The organism is Shewanella sp. cp20, from assembly GCF_000832025.1.
GTDB lineage: Bacteria > Pseudomonadota > Gammaproteobacteria > Enterobacterales > Shewanellaceae > Shewanella.
The window spans coordinates 223267-243961 of sequence record NZ_JPII01000007.1 but is presented as its reverse complement, the minus strand read 5'-3'; the positions used below and the strand labels follow the sequence as shown (position 1 = coordinate 243961).

General features: G+C 51.0%; 17 protein-coding genes and 1 pseudogene. 4 read left to right on the top strand and 14 right to left on the bottom strand.

Annotated elements, in window-relative coordinates; translation table 11 throughout:
- Window positions 1–512: 512 nt before the first annotated feature.
- A complete protein-coding gene (locus tag DB48_RS01415; RefSeq protein WP_041508536.1) occupies window positions 513–1505 on the bottom strand; it encodes an AraC family transcriptional regulator in 993 nt (330 codons plus the stop codon).
- Window positions 1506–1565: 60 nt separating this feature from the next.
- The gene (locus tag DB48_RS01410; protein WP_041508666.1) at window positions 1566–2348 is read right to left on the bottom strand and encodes an SDR family NAD(P)-dependent oxidoreductase; all 783 of its coding nucleotides are present in this window, start codon (window positions 2346–2348) and stop codon (window positions 1566–1568) included.
- A 720-nt stretch (window positions 2349–3068) separates the two neighbouring features.
- Between DB48_RS01410 and DB48_RS01405 the strand changes: the two genes are divergently transcribed.
- Entirely contained in the window at window positions 3069–3662 is a 594-nt protein-coding gene (locus tag DB48_RS01405; protein WP_152619073.1) for a hypothetical protein, read from the top strand.
- A 1172-nt stretch (window positions 3663–4834) separates the two neighbouring features.
- Here the strand turns inward: DB48_RS01405 and DB48_RS01395 are convergent.
- The 3 genes from DB48_RS01395 to DB48_RS01385 all read right to left on the bottom strand — a co-directional run bounded on the left by DB48_RS01395 (window position 4835) and on the right by DB48_RS01385 (window position 7649).
- Window positions 4835–6244, bottom strand: a complete 1410-nt coding sequence (locus tag DB48_RS01395; RefSeq protein ID WP_041508533.1) for a hypothetical protein — start codon at window positions 6242–6244, stop codon at window positions 4835–4837.
- Between the two features lie 69 nt (window positions 6245–6313).
- On the bottom strand, window positions 6314–6835 hold the full coding sequence (locus DB48_RS01390; RefSeq protein ID WP_041508532.1) for a hypothetical protein: 522 nt from the start codon (window positions 6833–6835) through the stop codon (window positions 6314–6316).
- Window positions 6828–7649, bottom strand: coding sequence for a winged helix-turn-helix domain-containing protein (locus DB48_RS01385; RefSeq protein ID WP_041508531.1), 822 nt, complete (start codon window positions 7647–7649; stop codon window positions 6828–6830). The genes DB48_RS01390 and DB48_RS01385 overlap by 8 nt, the downstream gene beginning before the upstream one ends.
- A gap of 723 nt (window positions 7650–8372) precedes the next feature.
- Between DB48_RS01385 and DB48_RS01380 the strand changes: the two genes are divergently transcribed.
- Window positions 8373–9194 carry a hypothetical protein gene (locus DB48_RS01380; protein WP_041508665.1) on the top strand — a complete coding sequence of 274 codons (822 nt, stop codon included), beginning with the start codon at window positions 8373–8375 and terminating at the stop codon, window positions 9192–9194.
- 11 nt (window positions 9195–9205) lie between these two features.
- Window positions 9206–9730 carry a hypothetical protein gene (locus DB48_RS01375; protein ID WP_041508530.1) on the top strand — a complete coding sequence of 175 codons (525 nt, stop codon included), beginning with the start codon at window positions 9206–9208 and terminating at the stop codon, window positions 9728–9730.
- Window positions 9731–10055: 325 nt separating this feature from the next.
- Here DB48_RS01375 and DB48_RS19595 read toward each other — a convergent pair whose 3' ends face one another.
- The 6 genes and pseudogenes from DB48_RS19595 to tkt all read right to left on the bottom strand — a co-directional run bounded on the left by DB48_RS19595 (window position 10056) and on the right by tkt (window position 17339).
- Window positions 10056–10511 (bottom strand): winged helix-turn-helix domain-containing protein, encoded by a 456-nt coding sequence (locus DB48_RS19595; RefSeq protein WP_052813600.1) that lies wholly within the window; start codon window positions 10509–10511, stop codon window positions 10056–10058.
- Between the two features lie 244 nt (window positions 10512–10755).
- The gene (locus DB48_RS01365; protein WP_041508529.1) at window positions 10756–11496 is read right to left on the bottom strand and encodes a DUF481 domain-containing protein; all 741 of its coding nucleotides are present in this window, start codon (window positions 11494–11496) and stop codon (window positions 10756–10758) included.
- Between the two features lie 216 nt (window positions 11497–11712).
- On the bottom strand, window positions 11713–12777 hold the full coding sequence (fba, locus tag DB48_RS01360) for a class II fructose-bisphosphate aldolase (protein ID WP_041508528.1): 1065 nt from the start codon (window positions 12775–12777) through the stop codon (window positions 11713–11715).
- A gap of 145 nt (window positions 12778–12922) precedes the next feature.
- A complete protein-coding gene (locus DB48_RS01355) occupies window positions 12923–14098 on the bottom strand; it encodes a phosphoglycerate kinase (RefSeq protein WP_041508527.1) in 1176 nt (391 codons plus the stop codon).
- Window positions 14099–14200: 102 nt separating this feature from the next.
- Window positions 14201–15216, bottom strand: a pseudogene (gene epd, locus DB48_RS01350) (erythrose-4-phosphate dehydrogenase).
- Between the two features lie 128 nt (window positions 15217–15344).
- Window positions 15345–17339, bottom strand: coding sequence for a transketolase (gene tkt, locus DB48_RS01345; RefSeq protein ID WP_041508526.1), 1995 nt, complete (start codon window positions 17337–17339; stop codon window positions 15345–15347).
- A 512-nt stretch (window positions 17340–17851) separates the two neighbouring features.
- On the opposite strand from tkt, the gene metK reads away from it, so the two are divergent.
- Window positions 17852–19003: a methionine adenosyltransferase gene (gene metK, locus DB48_RS01340; protein WP_041508525.1), complete on the top strand. Its 1152-nt coding sequence runs from the start codon at window positions 17852–17854 to the stop codon at window positions 19001–19003.
- A 76-nt stretch (window positions 19004–19079) separates the two neighbouring features.
- On the opposite strand, the gene DB48_RS01335 is transcribed toward metK, so the two are convergent.
- The 3 genes from DB48_RS01335 to DB48_RS01325 form a co-directional block, all read right to left on the bottom strand.
- Window positions 19080–19481, bottom strand: a complete 402-nt coding sequence (locus DB48_RS01335; protein ID WP_041508524.1) for a VanZ family protein — start codon at window positions 19479–19481, stop codon at window positions 19080–19082.
- A gap of 92 nt (window positions 19482–19573) precedes the next feature.
- Window positions 19574–20038, bottom strand: a complete 465-nt coding sequence (locus DB48_RS01330; RefSeq protein ID WP_152619072.1) for a hypothetical protein — start codon at window positions 20036–20038, stop codon at window positions 19574–19576.
- Between the two features lie 26 nt (window positions 20039–20064).
- A complete protein-coding gene (locus tag DB48_RS01325) occupies window positions 20065–20616 on the bottom strand; it encodes a GNAT family N-acetyltransferase (protein WP_041508523.1) in 552 nt (183 codons plus the stop codon).
- Window positions 20617–20695: the final 79 nt, after the last annotated feature.

Below are 20695 nucleotides of genomic sequence, written 5' to 3'. Positions count from 1 at the left end.
GTGCCTTTTTTTGCCGCTAAACTTTTTGTTTAGCAGGTAGGGGTATGGAGCACCCGGCATGGCGACTTAATGCCTTTCCTTTGGCAGGTTCGTTTGTGCACATTTCGCAGTCGTAGCGTCTACCTGAATTTTTGTTGGAACGCGAGTTGAAGGTCGTACCTTCATGGCTATCTAACGCCTCTTCGATTTGGCGCCATTGTTTGCTTCAATGGTTTCTGGCTTTCCCCTAATTTGAATCGACTAGGGGATTGAAGGTCGTACCTTCATGGCAACCTAACGCCTGCCCGGCGGGGGATGTGCAAACACTATTTTGGCACGCCACGAGCACATCCCTGTGGGCTCTACGAAATCATCCCTGATTTCGAAGGCCAAAATCGTGTTTACACTGGATATCTAACGCCTCTTCGATTTAGCGGTATTAGGCGCGAGTAGCGAATCTAAAGGCTGGTTTATTTTTTCCCCGAAGCTTGCTAGAGGCTATGTAAGCAATAATTACATAATCTAATCACAATTTAGGTACGGACTTTTCCTGGTGAAACTCCAGTCCATGTACTGTACGCCCGAATAAACGAGTTTGACTCTTGATAACCCAACAAGAAAGATACCTCAATGAGTGGTAGCTCGGTTTCATTCAAATAATATTCGGCTAACTGAAGACGTACTTGCTGTAAGATGGTTTGATAACTAATACCTTCATTAGTTAGCTTTCTTTGTAAAGTGCGCTTACTTACTGCCATGTGAGAAGCAACAGATTCAATAGAACTCTCACCTTGAGGAAGCAAATCAAGCAAAATTTTAGATACCGAATCAGAAGTCGTACCACGATGTGTCACGGTCTCTAATCTCTGCTTTAACTCATCATCAAAAACAGACAGCATCATCTGATTATCAGTCAGGAATGGCATTCGAGCGTCTTCAGCACGAAACGCAATGCTTGTTTTGGAGCCTTGGCGAATGGAACAGCCAAAGTAAGTTTGATAGGCATTCAGGTTATTCGGCAGGTCTGGCAGTATAATCTCAACGGGTTGTACATTTGACCGAGTAGCAAGCCGTGTCAATTGAGTGAAAAATACTAACTCCATAAGGTTAAGCATGCTCGGCAGTAAGCCTTCATAGCCATAACAACTGATATCAATACGAGTATATTGCTCAGTTTGTTCGATAGTTAGCAACATTGGGCCTATCAGAGGTTTATATTCCTGAAGCCGTTTGACTGCCGCATTAAGATTCGCGCTGCAGATTGCGGCGAATATAGGAGCATCAAATGACTCAAAACTCATAACTTGCGCAAATTTTAGAGCGATATCAATGCCTTTCACCTGAGCGGCAGCTTCAATACCATGCCATAGTTGGAAGTATTGAGACGGGGTTAGTTGCACCTTATTTTGTTCAAACAACATTTGTGGCAGTTTGGCAAAACCTAATATGTGTTGAAGCTCTATCCCCAAATCTTTAAATAGCACTTTCCAGTTTGGTGGTATAACAAACTTACTCGCTCTTTTCATCGCAACACTTTTAACCTATTGATACTACAAATACCGACTACATCAAATTAACCTGTTACTTTATTTGACGCTCTTTTCCATTGCTTGGCGTGAGATCTTTAATATTAGTTTGCGAGGTAAAAATGGGATAATCCAGTTAAGCATGAACTTCAATGAAGGCTCATTAAATGCTACCAGCTCACCTTTTTCCATAGCGCTATAGCCACACTCTGCAACGGAGCTTGGTGTTTTTGCATTTTTCCACGCATCAACTCCTTCTAAATTTCCCGCTTCTATAAACCCAGTCGCCACAGTACCAGGGCATAGTGCCGTCACGGTTACACCGCTATCTTTAACTTCTTCTGCTATCGCCTGACTAAATGAGGTGACATACGATTTTGTCGCGTAATACACCGCCTGTAGTGGACCTGGCATAAATGAAGCTGTTGATGACACATTAAGGATTTTACCTTGTTTACGTTCAACCATGCCCTTTAAATAAAGGTGTGTCAGATTAGTCAATGTAACCATGTTCACTTGCATCATCGCTTGTTCATCGACTAGAGAACGTTCATAGAATTTGCCGTGGCCGCCAAAACCTGCGTTGTTAATTAGTGTATCGACTTTCAGAGAACGTGCTTCTGTTTGTTCAAATAGCACTTGAGCTGAGTGAGATTGAGATAGATCTAAAGCAATGACTGTGACCTGAATACCATACTGATTTTCTAGCTCCATTTTAAGCTCATTGAGTTTCGACTCAGAGCGAGCCACAAGTACCAGATTACCACCTTTGCTTGCGTGAATTTTTGCCAGTTCAAGACCAATACCGCTTGATGCGCCAGTGATTAGTGCTGTGTTTGTCATGCTGAATGCCTCTTTTAGTGTGCTTATTATTTGCTTAGCGTCGTAAGCTGATGGAGACATTATAGACACTCAAATTGCGCCACCAGACATCCAATGACGACAGCATTCAATCAAATCGTGCCAATCATTCGTTCTGTATTGAAGCAAAGCCTTTATCTTTTGTTTCTCTATCTCATTTTCTATTGGGAATGTAGTGGATAAGTGAATTTGGCCACATTCATGGCTGTTTAGCACATGGTTTGCAATGCCAGAGGTAATCCGAACAATCGAGTGCGTTTTGGTATGTAACTCGGAATTGTCCAAAATGGCTTAATTTGAACAATTGCAAAGATCAAATGCGGCTAAATCGAAGAGACAGATAACTCGGTGTAGGTGCGGCTGAGGCCTTCCGAGGCAGGGCCGCTCTTTGACATCCATGTCATCGCGGCATTTGTGAATCCATTCACATCAGATGCCATGAAGACCGCGAAGGTCTACTCGTTTAATATAAAAAACCTTTTCAAATACAGAAACAAGCCAGACAACTAAAATTTGTTCCATTACTTAAAGGAACTACAACACATCTTCCTAAATTTTTCTGTTATATTCGCCCCAAAAAAGCCGATAACCTATTGCCCCTATTGAATAAAAGATTAAACTCTGGAAATGATTTGGGTTATGGACTATTGCCTTAACCAAGAAATTTCACTAAATTTTCCACTAGTAGACAGGGAAGACTCGATGGCTAGTTATCTTTGTGCCTTTACCGCTCCCGATGAGCACATTAATTTTCTTCTAAATAATCCTGATCATCTATTCTCTTATGTAGAGGGTGAACTCCCAAAACTCCCTAAGGTAAAACAAAGTCTTTTAGAACGTCTATTTGGACGCCCCACTCAACTTTCTAATCGTATTCCGAAAAATTGGCCATCCTCAGAAGTAGAGATGATTGGACCAGTCATTCATCACCGTAACGTAGATCTCCACCATTGGATTCTAAATGGTCAGCAAGAGTTTGTATCCGGTAGTGGAACCATCTTCCAAACTTGGCTTATGAACAAGCAGGAAGCAGATCACGCCGCATTGGATATCGGTGGTGATAATGAAAACTTCGCTTTCTTATCGAATCAGATTCCTGAATTATTTGATCTCGTCAAAAAAGTAAATGAAAAACAGATAAGGGAAATTCTCTCTGCATGGTTTGAATTTAATGGGAAAAATGAGCCCCCTACTAACCATGAATGCGAAGAAATCACAAATGAGTACCAAATGTTTGCAATGAAACTCGCAGAAGGAATAGAAAATGAAAAAGGACTTATATGGATTATCTGTTAACCATGGCTCCAGTTAAAGTACTTTCTGTCGCTAACTCGCTGAAGACTCCATGGACAAATAGACCGTTAGGAGGATACATAGGAAGCACATTTTCTACGACGAACATTCAGCTCAAGGAATCCATTTGTTTTGATCGAATATTACTTTAAATATTCTAAGTACTTGTTTTCAATATTTGCATTCATAATGCTAGTAGTTGCGATAAACGAACATCAACTTACATTTGGGGTTATAGACTTTTCTTTGAGCCTTATCTGTTTGTCACTACCAGTTTGGCTAACATTTGGATACGGTACGAAAATATATCGCGACTTTGGGTCTTCAGGCCTAAAAGATTACCCCTTGGCCGTATCTGCCTGTATTCTCGTCGGCGAACTATTCTTCGTCTACAGTGCAATATATTCAGTATCTGGTTTATTTATAACATTTTTATTTGGTTGCGTGGGATTTGTGTTTTTCTACGTTACCAACCTAATGCTATCGATTTTTGCTAAGACAGATAAGTAAAGACCATAGGATAAATCCCTTATTAACTTCCATCTACAACGGTTAATCGAAAAAATGAGAGACCAAGTGTAGGTACGCCGGTGAGCTTCCGAAACAGGGATGTTTCGGCAGAGCCTACAGGGAGGTATTCACGGCGTCTCGCAGGCGTATCTGCACATAAGGTCGCTCATTCACATCTGACCTATAGAGATATGGGAAATGTCGGCCTGATGTAGAGAACATCACCGACCATGTGATCGCGACATTGGTGCATCCATGCACTGCACCACCCTCAGGCAATTCAATTGCAATGACGGTTAACGCTGCGAATAGCTAGATTCGTCAAAGTCTGCTGAAGCTAAAAAGCGAAATGCTTTATCTAATACCACCTCTCCTACAACCATAAGAGTTAATCGAAGAGGCGGAGAACTAGGTGTAAACACATTTGTGACCTTCCGAGGCATGGATGCCGAGGTAGAGCTCACAGGGATGTGCTCGTAGCGTGTCACAAATGTGTTTGCACATAAGGTCGCTCATTCACATCCATGTGATCGCGACATTGGTGCATCCATGCACTGCACCTGCGGCAGGCAATTGATAAACCATATGTCATAATGAACGGTTTTCTATCAAACACCTAGTCAGGTAGTGGCTAACCCCCGTAACCAGCCCCGACGAAGGGCAAGTTAACCCTCAACCTCATCGTGTTCTAACCCTATCCCCTCTACGCCATCTGGCATGGCGCTCTCGCTGATATCCACTATGGTGGAGCGGTTCATGGTGATCTTGTAGCGGGCAAATTGTGGCGGCTTGCGACCCTCTTGCAGGGAGAGCACCAGGTTGATCTGATAGCGACGCTCTACCGAGTCGCTGCTGATCTTACCGTCGGCCTCCTTGTAGATCTTGGCCTTGCCGCGCTCCAGATAGCGGGCGAAGGGGGCCAGGCTAAAGTTCACCTGCTCCTGAATGGTGGAGTAACCCGCAAGGAAGTCTTTGCTGGCGATGCGCGAGTTGATGCCGTAGTGCAGTATGTCGGCATCGAGCTTGTTCTGACTGTGGCGGCGCCTCAAGATCTCATCTATCTGCTCGGGCAGGTCCTTAGACTTGATGAAGTCAATCCACACATGCTGCCTGGCGATCATCGCCTGACTCGTGGTGTCGCGCAGAATCCGGCTCCAGCGCGGACGTCCCTTCTGGATCACCCGCCACAGGGCATTGCGAATGTCCTCTTTGAAGATCTCACGAAAGCCGTAGATCACCGCCAGGGTAAATACCAAGGCCATGGTCAGGCCGCTGAAGATCCCCTGAGCCTTGATGATCAGGGTCGAGACCACCAGCATCACAAATGCGGTGGCGATCCCCGTGGTCATCTTCTTGAGGCCCACACCTAATCGTTTCTGCTCCTCTTTCAACACAACCCCTTGCTGGATCAGGCGACGAAGCAGCAGCATCTTGTTAGAGATGCGGTTAGGGTCGTTCAGTGTCTGAGAGGAGTTATAGTTCTTGCTGTCGCGATAGCTGTTCTCGCTGCGGCACAGGTTGATCACCTCCTCGGTCACCTCGCTGTAGTCGCTGCTGCGGGGCGCATGGGACATGAGTTTCAACAGGCGCTGCTCACAGAACCAGGAGAGGTAGTTATCGGCGTTCTCGAAGTAGTGCTTCCACTTAGGGTCGCTGGGCTCGTTACGGCGAAACTTCTTCAGCAGCTGGGTGACTATCTCGCTGAGATCTTTGAGCGAGGCATAAAACTGCTCCACATCCTCCACCTGGGCCAGCTCCTTGCTGTCGGTCTCGATGGCCACAGCAAACTGATAGGCAAACAGGTTGAGGTAGAGCCTGAACTCCTCGACGGTACGCTTCTTCTGGCTGATAAAGCGCCCCTGCACCAGTGGCAGATGCAAGCCTGAGGAGTAGTAGGAGCGTCGGCCGGCGATGGCCGCATGATAATATTCTTCTTCGTCAAGGCTCTGGGGATTAATCCCCATCTCTTTGGGCAGAAAGAAATAGAGGTCGAGCCGTCTATGGTCACCCACCTTCATCTGATGGGTAAACTTGATCGACAGAGACTCTTCCTGCTTGATATTGACCTTAGACACAAAACCTCAGAATAATAGAATTATTTCAGTAATTTAGAAATGCACATCCTGAGTATAGCCTAAGTGCGACTATTGCACTATACGGCAACCACAGACGGTATTACTCGGCTGGAATAATACCACCGCATAGTCCCTGTGGGGATCTAATTCCAGTGTCTCGATGGAGAGGTTATGCATCCCCTTGCTGTCTAAGTTAAACGAGCTGATATAGGAGAGATATTGCATATGCCTTGGCATGGTCTCGGCCGATTCGGTGCCTATCTCCTCCTTGGTCTCTACCGAGAAGTGATAACGGCCATTGGCCTTATCGAAATCGAGGAAGCTGCCCTGCATGCGTATGGTGCCCGCCGAAGTGCCGTCGAGGTTAAAGTAGCGATAGTTGATCTGCGCCTGCTGCTTCTTGGCCATGATATCCACCAGCAGATAGTGACGTCCCTCGGCCTGAGCCTCGTCGCGGCGATCGAACAGCTCGGAGCTACAGCTGAGCATGATGCTTTCGCTGGGATAGAGATAGCGATAACTGATGGTGATACTTATCGCCAGCAGCCCCAGCACAATAATATTGATCGCCCACAGTACCTTTCTATTCACACAGAGATACCTCTTTAAACCAGGCCTCGGAGATAAACCGCTTCTGCTGCCTGTAATCGGTTAACTTAAGGTTGCGCACCAATGACTGCCCCATCTTCTCGCCTCGCATGGTGATGTTAAACACCTGCTTGTCGTGGGACAGCGACATATAGACCTCTTTCCAGGGCGATGACTCACAGCGCTCAAACGCCTGAGACATCTTCTCCGACAGGCGCAGCAAAGAGGTGTTATTGGTCTTGGACTTGGCGTAGCTGATAAACATCATCTTCTGCCCCGACTCCAGGGTGATACCGTGGCGCAGATAGGGTTCGCTATGTTGCACCTCGAGATTTACCGAAGAAAAGAGCTGCAAGGAGACCAGGGCGCCCAGTAGCAGGACGATCAGCCCTATCCACAGCTTGATCCAGCGATGGCGCTTGCCAAACAGCCAGGCTAAAACCGCCTCGATGCGCTCACCCACACCATGGAGCTCCGCCTTGGCAGGCGCGTTGTCGGCATGATGCACGCTTGAGGGCACGGCGCTATCCAGGCGCAGACGATAGCCCTTGCCCTTGACGGTTTCTATCATATGTTCATGCAGCGGGCCGAGGAAGGAGCGCAACATAAACACCGCCCGCGCCACCGACGAGTCGCTTAGCGGCGGGTGCTCGTCATCCCCGGCACCCAAGACGCGCTTAGCCACCACCTTGTCGCTATTGGCCAGCAGGAGCGATAGCACCTGCAGTTCGGCGCGCGGTAGATGCCACTCTTCACCCGTCAGCTCGTTGGTGAGCACGCCAGCATGTCTGTCGAATCGGCAATCACCCAGTTGCATCTTTGTTACTCTGTCGTTTCATTGCTAATAAGCTTATGCAAACGCAGTAAAAAAATCTGTGATCCCCTCTATCTCCTCGAAACTCATCTAAAAAATGCCCTTACAATTGCTAGGGCCTGTTGACCTTTTGAGAACAAATTTTGTTCTAATTGAGCACGTTCAAATCGCGGCAGGAGGCTTGGAGTATAGTTATTCTATATAAAAGCCGAGTAACAAAGAGTTGAACGTGCTCAAGACGAACCCTGCGGGCAGCGTCTGTATCATTTTTCTACTGCGTTATCGCTCATTGATGTAGCACACCACATTACAATCGCTCTGCCTTGTACAAAAGCGATACAGAATGCTGCAAAAATGAACGCGAAAGATAAACAGGCCCTAGGGAATAATAAGCTATGTGATCCCCGCCGCCTTCTTCACATCCATAGGCCCATTATTTATCGCCACGCGAAAGCTACAAATTAACATGAATATTACAAATAAGGTGATCTAGCCCACAGCGCAATCTAGCCAAACAATACCCAGCCAACACATTAATAGAACAAATCGATGCAAGGCACCCAAAAAACGCCTGCCCGCAGATGTTCATCCATCCCATGGCTTCATCCAGCCCAAATCACACTATTTGCAATCTACCCGGACCACACTGACCCCAAGTTCAAACCGGCGTATCCCTTTAACCACGCCAACAACAAAAATAACATCTATCCAAGTGAGGACATTGTCATGACCATCAATAGACGCCAAGCACTTAGCCAAATCATCGGCATCAGCACCGCCGCGGCAGGCGCAACCCTAATGGGCACATCGGCCTTCGCCGCCACCGACGAACAAGGCAACTACAAACTGGAACTGGGTGAAAAGCTCAAGTATGTTCCACTCGATCCTATGGCGACAGCCAAGCTGGCCTATGAGACTGGCGGCGGATGTATGCACCAGGTGTTCTACGCCTTAGTGACTATGCTGGCTAACTCTGACAGCCCAGACGCCGACAAGTTTAAGACGATTCCAACGGCGCTGGCCGGTTATGGCTGGGCGGGTATCGTGGGCCAGGGCACAGTGTGTGGTAACAACAACGCCACCGGCATGCTGGTCAACATCTTAGACGACATCAACGGTCAAAACTCTGCCGTGATCGGTGCCTCTTTCCGCTACTACGAGGTGACCGAGCTGCCGTATTCAAGCGATGAGTTCGTGGCTGGTATCGGCTCTACCGCCGAGAAGACGGCCCTGGTCGGTAAGTCATCGGTTGCCAACAGTATCCTGTGTCACTCATCTATCAGTAACTGGTCTAAGGCCTCTGGCTTTACCTTCAGCCAGAAGGGCGAGCGTTGTAAGCGTCTGTCGGCCTCTGTGGCCTATCATCTGGTCGAGCTGCTTAACCGTGCCCATGCAGGCGAAGATATCTCAGCACTACCTGAGTCAAAGCCTTCAAGCGAGGCCCAAGGCTGTCAAAGCTGTCACGGCGTAGAGACCACCATGGGCAGCGCCGCCAGCGTGAAGTCTGACATGGAATGTACGACTTGCCATACCGGCCACTTTAACTAAAGGAGCAGGTCATGAATGAGAAGTTATTAACTGCCCTACTGGCAACGGCGCTTATCTGCGGCGGCTGCGGTAGCGACGACAACGATGATAAGGATGACGGCGGTAACATTACTCCGCCACCAGTTGCCGACACCATAGATGCCGGTGAGGCCTTAGCCATCAACCTGACCCTGGCCGAGTTTGACGGCGCAACGGGCGCACTGAACTTTGCCCTGAAGGATGCTGACGGCCTGGCCATCACCAATGCCAAGGATTATCGCATCGTCTACTTCGGCTTCCCCGACAGCACGACAGCGTCTTCTAACGCCAAGGCTTGGAAACACTGGCACGTGACCCAGAGCTATCTGTGTGACAGCGCCGAAGGCGACTGCCAGGGCGTGCTAACAGAGACTGACAAGGGTCAGTACAGTTTCGAAGCAACCGATCTTAACTGGGACGCCAACACGGCGCCTGGTTCGGTAAAGGAATATAAGGTCGGAATCGAGATAAAAGGTGCCAAGGCGACCAACGAATTGGTTCTGCTCCCCTCCACTTAACCCACTGCACCACTTTGAGGGTCACCGCCTAGCGTGTGGCCCTTTTTTTATGCCCCGATTTTATACCAAGCGTAATAAATAATTGATCATTCTAGCTTGTTAAAACGCTCGATAACTGTATTAGTATTTTTAATTGTAGAATAACTACTTATCTAAAAATCCTGCTTTGTTCTCAAGCGTTTTTCCTGCGCTATTTCTGATCACATGTTTACTGTGATTGGTATTAGAAAGCATCCCGTGTCGGCCGAGGCTGAGACTAGGTATGCAAACTAAACATGCGCACGAGTATGGGCATGAACTGGCCTAGCCAGAGATCGGGAGGAGGCTATTGCTCGCCGAGCAGTTCGCCTAGGGAAGGCAGATAGTTGGAGGGCTCAAATACGGAATAGATGAGCAGAAACAGCAGCAACAGCTGGGAGATCAGCAGGATATATTGTTGCTTGGTCATGCGGCGAATTGGGCCGCTGCCCAGCAGCTCGCGGTGAGGTGAGAGTTTGGCGTGCAGTATGTAACCCTGATCGCCCACCGACTCCAGCAGCTTGCCCGACGGGCTACCGAGAAAGAAGCGAATACGATCCACCGCCTGTACCAGACGCGCCATGTTGGCCTCCTCCTCTGGCAGGCAGGCCAAGAGGTCGGCATTGGACATCACCTGTCCACGGCGCTCGGTCAGTAATTTGAGTACGGCAAACTCCGCACCCGGCATACGCCAGCTGGTGTCATTGTCTTGATTTGACAGCGTCGACTGAGACGGCTCAAACCAACAGCAACCTATTTGCATCGGGGTCTCACATTAAGGGAATCACACAAAAATCACGACGCCAAACCTGGCTATCGTCTCTTTGCTAGTGTGACACTTAAGCCCGGCGACTTTCGTGACAATCAGCACATAACCCATTAAATTATTTAAATAATTATGATACATCCCGATACAGATTTAAGCTGACCCAGGCCTATTTTCAGGCTGATTTCAGCTAAAAAAAAGACGCCCCGAAAGGCGTCTCTTGAACCCAATAAAAACCCTATTAGAAAGAGTACAATAGGGTCATGTTGGTTTCGGTGTCTGTGCTCTTCTTGTCGTCCAGCGGCTCGCTGTTGTAACGCACGATAACCGCAAACTTCATCGCCAACGCGCCAACTATGTTGGCCGTGATAGAAGTCTCTGAGCGGCCTTCCAGGCTCTCACCATAATCGGCCACAAACAGCTGCTTGAACTTAGAATTGTCGGTGATCTCGGTTTCGAAGTTCATCACGCCGTGCGCTACCCAGCTATCTTCGGTGTCATAACCCGCTTCGGCGGCGCTCTCATCGTCCAAACGCTTGTACTGGTAACCAGGACCCACTTCGATAGCTAAGGTCGTCTTCTCGGTATCGACAAACTTGTGACCATAACCGGCAGAGATCGTCGACTTAGAATCGAAACCGGTAAATGGGTCGATCTCGTGGTTGGCGTTGGCAAACATATAGTTCACGTCGCTGAACTTGTAGTTGCCCTGTACCAGACCGTAGTAGCGCTTACCCGTCTCTTCGCCGCTATCTTCTTTATAGAGGGCTTCTAACAGGTACTGGTTTTCCCAGTTGCCCAGCTCGTGCTTCATGTCCAGACGGCCCTTGAGCGAGGTCGTCTCTGTGTTACCTGTGGTAACCGTCGCACCCAGTTCGGCGTCGGCGGCAAAGGTTCTGTCACCCTTAACAAAATCGGCACCCGCATGGGCAGCAAAAGGAGCCGCCATCAGGATGGCCGTGGCTGTCAGCAGTTTTTTCATTATTTGTTTACCTATTTATCTAAGTCCCTTAAAAATTGGCGCAATAGTATCACTCGGCGCACAGAAATGAAAATTGCACTTGCCTTTACAGCATTTTGAACTAGCCACTTACCTAATGGCGAGAGTTAGTCCTTACTTTTTATTGCGCTTTGGCCATAAAAAAAGCCCGCCGAAATGGCGGGCCTTTGTCAAACTTCCTATTGCCGTCAAGCCGGATTAGTTCACCTGTGGATCTAACTCGCCAGACTGGTATGCCTTGTACATGGCTTGCAGAGACTTAGGCTTGATCTTAGAGCCCATGCCCGCCGCACCGAAGGCTTCGTAGCGCACGGTACAGATGTCTGCCATCGCTTCCATAGAGGCCTTCAGGAATTTACGCGGGTCGAACTCGCTTGGGTTTTCCGCCAGGAACTTACGTACCGCACCGGTAGAGGCCAGACGCAGGTCGGTGTCGATGTTAACCTTACGCACGCCGTGCTTGATGCCTTCGACGATCTCTTCCAGTGGTACACCATAAGTTTCAGGGATGGCGCCGCCATACTGGTTGATCACTTCCAGCCACTCTTGTGGCACAGAAGATGAACCGTGCATCACTAGGTGAGTGTTAGGGATACGCGCGTGGATCTCCTTGATACGGTCGATACGCAGCACGTCACCGGTAGGCTTACGGCTAAACTTGTAGGCACCATGGCTGGTACCGATAGCGATAGCCAGGGCATCGACGTGAGTGTCGGCCACAAAACGCGCCGCTTCTTCCGGCGTAGTCAGTAGCTGCTCTTCGCTCAGGATACCTTCGGCGCCAACACCATCTTCTTCACCGGCTTGGCCAGTTTCCAGGCTACCTAGACAGCCGATCTCACCTTCTACCGACACACCACAGGCGTGTGCGAAGGCAACGGTTTTACGGGTCACGTCGACGTTGTACTCGTATGTAGCCGGTGTCTTACCATCGGCCATCAGTGAGCCGTCCATCATGACTGAAGACATACCCAGCTGGATAGAACGTTGACACACGTCAGGGTGAGTACCGTGATCCTGGTGGATACACACAGGAATATCTGGGTACTGCTCGAGCGCCGCCGCCATCAGATACTTAAGGAACTGAGGACGCGCATACTTACGTGCACCCGCAGACGCCTGAACGATAACCGGGCTGTCGGTGGCTTCTGCTGCCTGCATGATGGCGCGCATCTGCTCCAGGTTGTTAACGTTAAACGCGGGAACGCCGTATCCGTGCTCTGCGGCATGGTCTAGCAGTTGACGTAGGGAAATTAAGGCCATTTTTAACTCCAATAATAGGGTGGTCATCGGGCGCAGCCCGCTTAACCACCGAGGTCACTATCGTTTGGACAGATTTTTATACCGATAGCTGGACCTGCAATTCCATGCGGCCCGACTATCGGCGGTTTTTTTATAATACTTTTACTTATTCGCCGCGGCTTTCCAGCATAGCCACAGCAGGCAGTTCCTTACCTTCCAGGAATTCCAGGAAGGCGCCACCACCGGTAGAGATGTAAGAGACCTTGTCGGCAATACCATACTTGTCGACTGCCGCCAGGGTATCGCCACCGCCGGCGATAGAGAAGGCAGAAGAGTCGGCGATCGCCTGAGCGATGCGCTTGGTGCCTTCACCGAACTGATCGAACTCGAACACGCCTACAGGGCCGTTCCAGACGATGGTGCCGGCATTCTTAAGGATCTCGGCCAGAGCCTCGGCGCTGTCGGGACCGATATCGAAGATCATGTCTTCGTCAGCCACCTGATCGACCGGCTTAAGGGTCGCGCTCGCCGTTGGGCTGAACTCACCAGCCACAACCACATCGGTCGGTACTGGGATATCACCGCCACGGCTCTGGGCGTTAGCCACCAGACGCTTGGCTTCGTCGATAAGGTCTGCTTCATAGAGTGACTTACCCACGTTGTGACCGGCTGCGGCGATAAAGGTGTTGGCGATACCGCCACCCACGACCAGCTGGTCAACCACGCCAGAAAGGCTCTCGAGCACGGTCAGCTTGGTCGAGACCTTAGAGCCACCCACGATGGCTACCAAGGGACGCGCAGGGTTGTCCATCGCCTTAGCCAAGGCTTCCAGTTCACCGGCCAGCAGCGGACCCGCGCAGGCCACAGGGGCAAACAGGCCGACACCATGGGTCGACGCCTGAGCGCGGTGAGCGGTGCCGAAGGCATCCATTACATAGACATCACACAGGGCGGCCAGCTTCTTGGCCAGCGCCTCGTCGTTCTTCTTCTCGCCCACGTTGAAGCGCACGTTCTCGAATACCACGACTTCACCGACATTGGCTTCTACGCCGTCGAGATAGTCTTTAGCAAGACGTACCGGGCAGTCCAGCGCCTTGTCCAGGTAATCGACAACCGGCTGCATAGAGTACTCGCTGTTGTACTCGCCTTCGGTCGGACGACCCAGATGAGACATCACCATCACGGCCGCGCCTTTTTCGAGCGCCAGCTTGATGGTTGGCAGAGAGGCACGCAGACGAGCGTCGCTGGTGACCACACCATCGCTTACAGGGACATTGAGGTCTTCACGGATAAGCACGCGCTTGCCCTGAAGATCTAACGCTGACATATTGATAATCGCCATTTCACGTTTCCTTAAAGTTTAAAGTTAAAAATAAAAGTTAAAGCAAAACTGGATTTCCCACCACCGGGACGCTTCACCGGCACTAGGCTAAAAACATTCAAATCAGGCTCTTACGGCCTTTATCATCTCTAAACTGGTGTCCAACATACGGTTGGCAAAGCCCCACTCGTTGTCACACCACAAGAGTAATTTCACCAGGTGGCCGTCGCTCACCCGCGTCTGGGTGCCATCGACGATACTGGATCTGGGATCATGGTTAAAATCGCACGATACCAATGGCGCATTAGTATAGCCCACAACCCCTTGGTATGAGCCATTTGCCGCCTGAGATAATACCTGGTTCACTGTATCGATATCGACACGTTTATCTAAGGTGACCGATAAGTCAATTGCAGTCACATTAATTGTCGGCACGCGCACAGATATCGCCTCAAACTTATCCTTCATCTCGGGCAGGATACGCTCGATCCCTCTGGCCAGCTTGGTATCGACCGGAATGATCGACTGCCCCGCCGCGCGGGTACGTCTGAGGTCGTCATGGTAGGCGTCGTCACCTGTTGATCGTTCATCGCCGAGTGAATCGTGGTGATGGCGCCGCTGCGCACCTTAAAGGCGCGGTCGAGCACCTGGATAATGGGCACCAGGCAGTTGGTAGTGCAAGAGGCGTTGGAGACCACCTGATGCTCCGCCTTAAGATCTTGATGATTCACGCCATAGACTATGGTGGCGTCTACGTCGCCGGATGAGGGGTGGCTGATCAGCACCTGTTTGGCGCCCGCCTTGATATGGGCCTCACAGGCCTGACGGTCGATGAGGGCACCCGTGGCCTCATACACGATATCGATATCCAGGGATTTCCAGGGCAGCTTCTCGGCATCTTCCTCATGCAGCAGCAGGATACGGTCATCCCCTATGGTCATCGTATTGGCGTCGAGTGACGCGGGAGACTGAAAGCGACCATGGGTGGTATCGTATTGGGTCAGATGAAGCATGGCTTCGGGGTTGGCGAGTTCATTAATGGCGACAATCTGGATCTGATCCCGCTTGCCTGATTCATAGAGGGCACGAAGAATCGAGCGGCCAATCCGGCCATAACCATTAATCGCAACTTTAATCATTAATTGCTTCCACTCCTAACACCGTCCTGAGATAGGCTTCTTGATGCGACAACGGCCTATCGTCATCGATAAGCCGAGTCATCATGGCATAGGGCAAATGCTTACCCTATGCCCTTGGTGGCAATGCCTTAAAGTATGGCGTTAGCCTTGGCTACCACGTTTTCCACTGTGAAACCGAAGTGCTTCATCAGTGCGCCGCCTGGTGCAGACTCACCGAAGGTGGTCATGCCGACGATGGCGCCGTCGAAACCAACATACTTATGCCAGTAGTCCACGTGAGCCGCCTCGATAGCGACACGCTTAGTGACTGAAGCAGGCAGTACAGAGGCCTTGTAGTCGGCGTCTTGCGCGTCGAACACGTCGGTTGATGGCATAGAGACCACACGTACCGCCTTGCCCTGTTCGGTCAGCGCCTTAGCAGAATCCAGTGCCAGCTGCACCTCACTACCCGTAGCGATCAGAATAAGATCGGGTGTACCGGCGCAGTCTTGCAACACGTAACCGCCCTTGGCGACGTTAGCCAGTTGCTCTTCGGTGCGTGGCTGTGCAGCTAGACCCTGGCGGCTGAACACCAGTGAAGTCGGCGCGTTACGACGCTCGATAGCCATCTTCCATGCCACGGCGGTTTCAGCCGCATCACATGGACGCCATACCATCATGTTTGGTGTCATGCGCAGGTTAGCCAGCTGCTCAACCGGTTGGTGAGTCGGGCCATCTTCACCTTGACCGATAGAGTCGTGGGTGTATACGAAGATGTTTTGGATGCCCATCAGTGCAGACATGCGTACCGCGTTGCGCGCGTATTCCATGAACATCATGAAGGTCGCGCCATAGTTGATGAAACCACCGTGCAGTGATACACCGTTCATGATGCCGCTCATGCCGAATTCACGCACACCGTAGTAGATGTAGTTACCGGCAGGATCTTCCTGGATACCCTTAGAACCAGACCATAGGGTCAGGTTAGAACCGGCTAGGTCGGCAGAGCCGCCGAGCAGTTCAGGTAGGGCTGCGCCGAAGGCTGCGATGGCATTTTGTGATGCCTTACGGCTGGCAATGTTTTCGCCCTTCTCTTGGCACTCTTTGATGAAGGCCTGTGCTTTTTCTTCGAAATCGGCTGGCAGTTCGCCCGTGATCACGCGGCGCTTATATTCGGCAGCCAGCTCTGGATAAGCGGCTTCATAGGCAGCAAGCTTCTCGTTCCAAGCAGACTCGTTAGCCGCGCCCACTTCTTTAGCATCCCAACCTGCGTACACGTCGGCAGGGATCTCGAATGGACCATGCTCCCAACCCAGGAACTCACGGGCCGCAGCGATTTCGGCATCACCCAGTGGCGCGCCGTGACAGTCGTGGCTGCCAGACTTGTTTGGTGAACCGAAACCGATAATGGTCTTGCAGCAGATCATGCTTGGCTTATCGGTAACAGACTTAGCTTCTTCGATAGCCGCGCGAATCGCGTCGCTGTCATGACCATCGACGCCGGCAATCACGTGCCAGCCGTAAGATTCGAAACGCTTAGCGGTATCGTCGGTGAACCAGCCCTCGACGTGACCGTCGATAGAGATGCCGTTGTCATCCCAGAAGGCAATCAGCTTGCCAAGGCCTAGGGTACCCGCCAGTGAACAGGCCTCGTGAGAGATACCTTCCATCAGACAGCCGTCGCCTAGGAAACAGTAGGTGAAGTGGTCAACGATATCGTGACCAGGACGGTTAAATTGCGCCGCCAGAGTCTTCTCGGCAATCGCCATACCTACCGCGTTGCTGATACCCGCGCCCAGAGGCCCCGTGGTAGTTTCAACGCCTGGTGTGTAACCATACTCAGGGTGACCTGGGGTCTTAGAGTGCAACTGACGGAAGCTCTTTAGCTCATCCATCGGCAGTGCATAACCCGTCAGGTGAAGCAGAGAGTAAATCAGCATAGAGCCGTGGCCGTTAGAAAGGATGAAACGGTCGCGGTCGACCCACTCTGGGTTGTTTGGGTTGTGCTTCAGGAAATCATTCCACAACACTTCGGCGATATCGGCCATACCCAATGGCGCACCTGGGTGACCAGAGTTGGCTTTCTGAACGGCATCCATACTTAACACACGGATAGCGTTTGCGAGTTCTTTACGAGATGACATGCTCTCTCCTGCTGATTTGAATGTTGGGGATTTTGCGGGCCGAATTTGCGGGCAACAATGGGGGCATATTTTCCCCTACTCGCGGATGGGACGCAAATAAAATTCGCCCTTTAGCTTAGATTAAATCCTTCTAGACCCGAAAAACGGCGCTTCTGCCATCTCAGGTAAAACCTCGCTTACCGCCTTAGGGGGAGTCAGGATTTCACTTACCTGCGCCGGAGCAACCCGCACCTCTAGGCCACCCCTCTTGGGCGTCGCGGCGCTAAGCGGCCCTAAGCGATCCTTTGGCAATAAAAAATCGGCGGCTTATAACGGCAATTAAAACTCAACAATAACAACATTTTAAGATGGACTTTTATTTAAACTCATCCGAGGCATTAGAATAATTACCCGGTTTTACTCCACAATTTTCATCGAAAAGGGTGTTATCCGATCTGATTTCCACTAAAATGGCCGTCTAGATGTAGATACTTCTACACATTCGAATTGTTTAAAGACGAGATTTTTCCATTATGGCAAAGCACTTGTTTACCTCTGAGTCGGTCTCAGAAGGTCATCCAGATAAAATCGCCGATCAAATTTCTGATGCGGTACTCGACGCGATCTTAGAACAAGATCCTAAGGCACGTGTGGCGTGCGAAACATACGTCAAAACCGGCATGGTAATGGTCGGTGGTGAGGTGACCACCTCTGCATGGGTCGACATCGAAGAGCTAACCCGTAAGACGGTACGCGAGATCGGCTACACCCACTCGGACATGGGCTTCGACGCCGACTCTTGCGCGGTACTCAACGCCATTGGTAAGCAGTCTCCAGACATCAACCAGGGTGTCGATCGCGCCGATCCTAAAGAGCAAGGCGCCGGTGACCAGGGCCTGATGTTCGGTTACGCCAGCAACGAAACCGACGTACTGATGCCAGCGCCTATCACCTATGCCCACGCACTGGTGAAGCGTCAATCGGAAGTACGCAAAGACAAGACACTGCCTTGGCTGCGTCCAGATGCCAAGAGCCAGGTGACCTTCGCCTACGAAGACAACAAGATCGTCGGCATCGATGCCGTCGTGCTTTCTACTCAGCACTGCGACAGCGTCAGCCAGTCTGATCTGATCGAAGGCGTGATGGAAACCATCATCAAGCCAGTACTGCCTGAGCAGTGGTTGAACAAAGACACCAAGTACTTCATCAACCCAACCGGCCGTTTCGTTATCGGTGGTCCTATGGGTGACTGTGGTCTGACGGGTCGTAAGATCATCGTCGACACCTACGGCGGCATGGCACGTCACGGCGGCGGTGCCTTCTCGGGTAAAGACCCATCGAAAGTTGACCGCAGCGCGGCCTATGCGGCACGTTATGTGGCCAAGAACATAGTGGCAGCCGGTCTGGCGGATCGCTGTGAGATCCAGGTGTCTTACGCTATCGGTGTGGCCGAGCCAACCTCTATCAGCGTCGAAACCTTCGGCACGGGTAAGGTCTCTGAAGAAGTATTGATCGGTCTGGTGCGTCAGCACTTCGATCTGCGTCCATACGGCCTGACCGAGATGCTCGACCTGGCGCGTCCTATCTACAAGTCGACCGCCGCTTACGGTCACTTCGGTCGTAACGAATTTCCTTGGGAACGTACCGACAAGGCAGAGGCGCTACGCGCAGACGCCAAGCTATAAGACTGGTTTTGCCAGTTAGCAAAAAGCCGCCTTTTGGCGGCTTTTTTGTATCTTTGTCAATGAAATAGCATTAGCTTTAACTAGTCGACTCATTGCTAGTAAAGAATCGCTTCTCAAGATAGAGACTCAGCAGGCTAAACAGCATGATACCCACCCCGTCGGCCAGCAGATCATAGCCATCGAAGGTACGACTGGGAAAATACTGCTGACTGCACTCCTCGATAATCACCACAATCGTGACCACCACGGCCCCTAGATAGGGGCGAACCTTGCCGAGGGACACCCGCCTGAAATGACTGCCGACATTGGCAAACAAGGTCAGGGTGCCAAACAAGATCATATGTCCCAGCTTGTCACCGTAGGGAATCGAATGGGCCAACTCAAACAAGGGGTTGCTGCGCCCGGCATCGGCGCTGACGATAAGCCACACCAGGAAACCACCGAATAATACGCCCAGCAGGGCAAAGGTTTTCACCATCACGAAAGACTCATCCTTAACATTCTCACGCCGCTTGCCAGGCGCTCTTCTTGGCGGCTCGCACTCATGCTTAACTCACCCGAGCCAGCGGGCTAACAGTGGTCGAAGTGGGCATACTGCATACACATGAAGCTCAGCTGCTGGGCGTTGAGCAGCGGCACCTCGACCCTTCTGGCCGTCGCCAGTTGCGCCTCAACCGGCCGCGCCATGGGCCGAATCTCGGCGCTATAGGCGTTACTGAAACCACAATCAAACCAGTGCCCATCCCAATTCGCGACATAGATGGCGCGCGGCTCATTGCTCAGCTCGAGACACTCGCAGCCAAGCTCGGCCTGGGCCGCCAAGGCGGCTAACAACTTGAGGTTATCCAAGGCGCTGAGCGAGACGCCCTCATAGGAGGTCAGCAGCTCGGCAAGGCGCGGCGGAAACTCGTTGTTCTTGCTATCTATTGTCTTGCTATTTGTTATCTTGCTATCTGTCATCTTGCTATCTGTCATCTTGCTATCTGGCGTCTTGCTCTTAGGAGTCATCTTGCCCTTCATCTCTTTGCTTGCCATAAGGGTACTCGTTAGCCTCTCAAGGCCTAAGTTGTCGCTGTCGCCAGCAGATAGTAGCCACGGCCGTCGAATTCGAAGAAGTCCAGCACCTGCATGCCTCCCTTCTGGGTATGGGCGGCGAAGGAGCGTTCATTGTCTTCGGCGATGAAGGTAACCATGTAGGGATATTGAGGGGCGACTCGCGTCTTAAGCTCGGCCACCAGCTCGGCAAACAGACCCGTTCCACGCTGAGATGGTGCGATCCAGATGGGGCCATACTGACAGCTATTGCTGGCGCCGACCATGCCTTGGGGCATCTCGAAGCGGCTCGTCTCGAGCCGTTTCACCAGAGAGCGATACAGGGGCCAGTCCCCAAAGAAAGACCAGTGACCGGCGATCACATAGCCGGCGATCTCCCCTCCCCGTTCGGCCAGCAGCAACCAATGCTTCTGAATCAGCTCGGATAACTCCTGGCGACTAAAATGCTGGCCCGTCATCAAAGCGCCGCGTTGCCCTGGAGTCAACTCGGCCTGCCACTCCCTCGCCTCCAATGCGACGAGGGCATCGAGATCGGCACCTGTGGCCAAGCGGATAGTCATGACAGGCCCTCTATACTCAATTGAAACAAGGATATCCCCTTAAATATTCGGGCTATTTGCAAAATAGCTAATCGACGAC

Coding starts and splice junctions, on each gene's coding strand:
- DB48_RS01415 (WP_041508536.1), bottom strand. CDS start 1,505: ATGAAAAGAGCGAGTAAGTTTGTTATACCACCAAACTGGAAAGTGCTA.
- DB48_RS01410 (WP_041508666.1), bottom strand. CDS start 2,348: ATGACAAACACAGCACTAATCACTGGCGCATCAAGCGGTATTGGTCTT.
- DB48_RS01405 (WP_152619073.1), top strand. CDS start 3,069: ATGGCTAGTTATCTTTGTGCCTTTACCGCTCCCGATGAGCACATTAAT.
- DB48_RS01385 (WP_041508531.1), bottom strand. CDS start 7,649: ATGCAACTGGGTGATTGCCGATTCGACAGACATGCTGGCGTGCTCACC.
- DB48_RS01380 (WP_041508665.1), top strand. CDS start 8,373: ATGACCATCAATAGACGCCAAGCACTTAGCCAAATCATCGGCATCAGC.
- DB48_RS01375 (WP_041508530.1), top strand. CDS start 9,206: ATGAATGAGAAGTTATTAACTGCCCTACTGGCAACGGCGCTTATCTGC.
- DB48_RS19595 (WP_052813600.1), bottom strand. CDS start 10,511: ATGCAAATAGGTTGCTGTTGGTTTGAGCCGTCTCAGTCGACGCTGTCA.
- DB48_RS01365 (WP_041508529.1), bottom strand. CDS start 11,496: ATGAAAAAACTGCTGACAGCCACGGCCATCCTGATGGCGGCTCCTTTT.
- fba (WP_041508528.1), bottom strand. CDS start 12,777: ATGGCCTTAATTTCCCTACGTCAACTGCTAGACCATGCCGCAGAGCAC.
- DB48_RS01355 (WP_041508527.1), bottom strand. CDS start 14,098: ATGGCGATTATCAATATGTCAGCGTTAGATCTTCAGGGCAAGCGCGTG.
- tkt (WP_041508526.1), bottom strand. CDS start 17,339: ATGTCATCTCGTAAAGAACTCGCAAACGCTATCCGTGTGTTAAGTATG.
- metK (WP_041508525.1), top strand. CDS start 17,852: ATGGCAAAGCACTTGTTTACCTCTGAGTCGGTCTCAGAAGGTCATCCA.
- DB48_RS01335 (WP_041508524.1), bottom strand. CDS start 19,481: ATGGTGAAAACCTTTGCCCTGCTGGGCGTATTATTCGGTGGTTTCCTG.
- DB48_RS01330 (WP_152619072.1), bottom strand. CDS start 20,038: ATGGCAAGCAAAGAGATGAAGGGCAAGATGACTCCTAAGAGCAAGACG.
- DB48_RS01325 (WP_041508523.1), bottom strand. CDS start 20,616: ATGACTATCCGCTTGGCCACAGGTGCCGATCTCGATGCCCTCGTCGCA.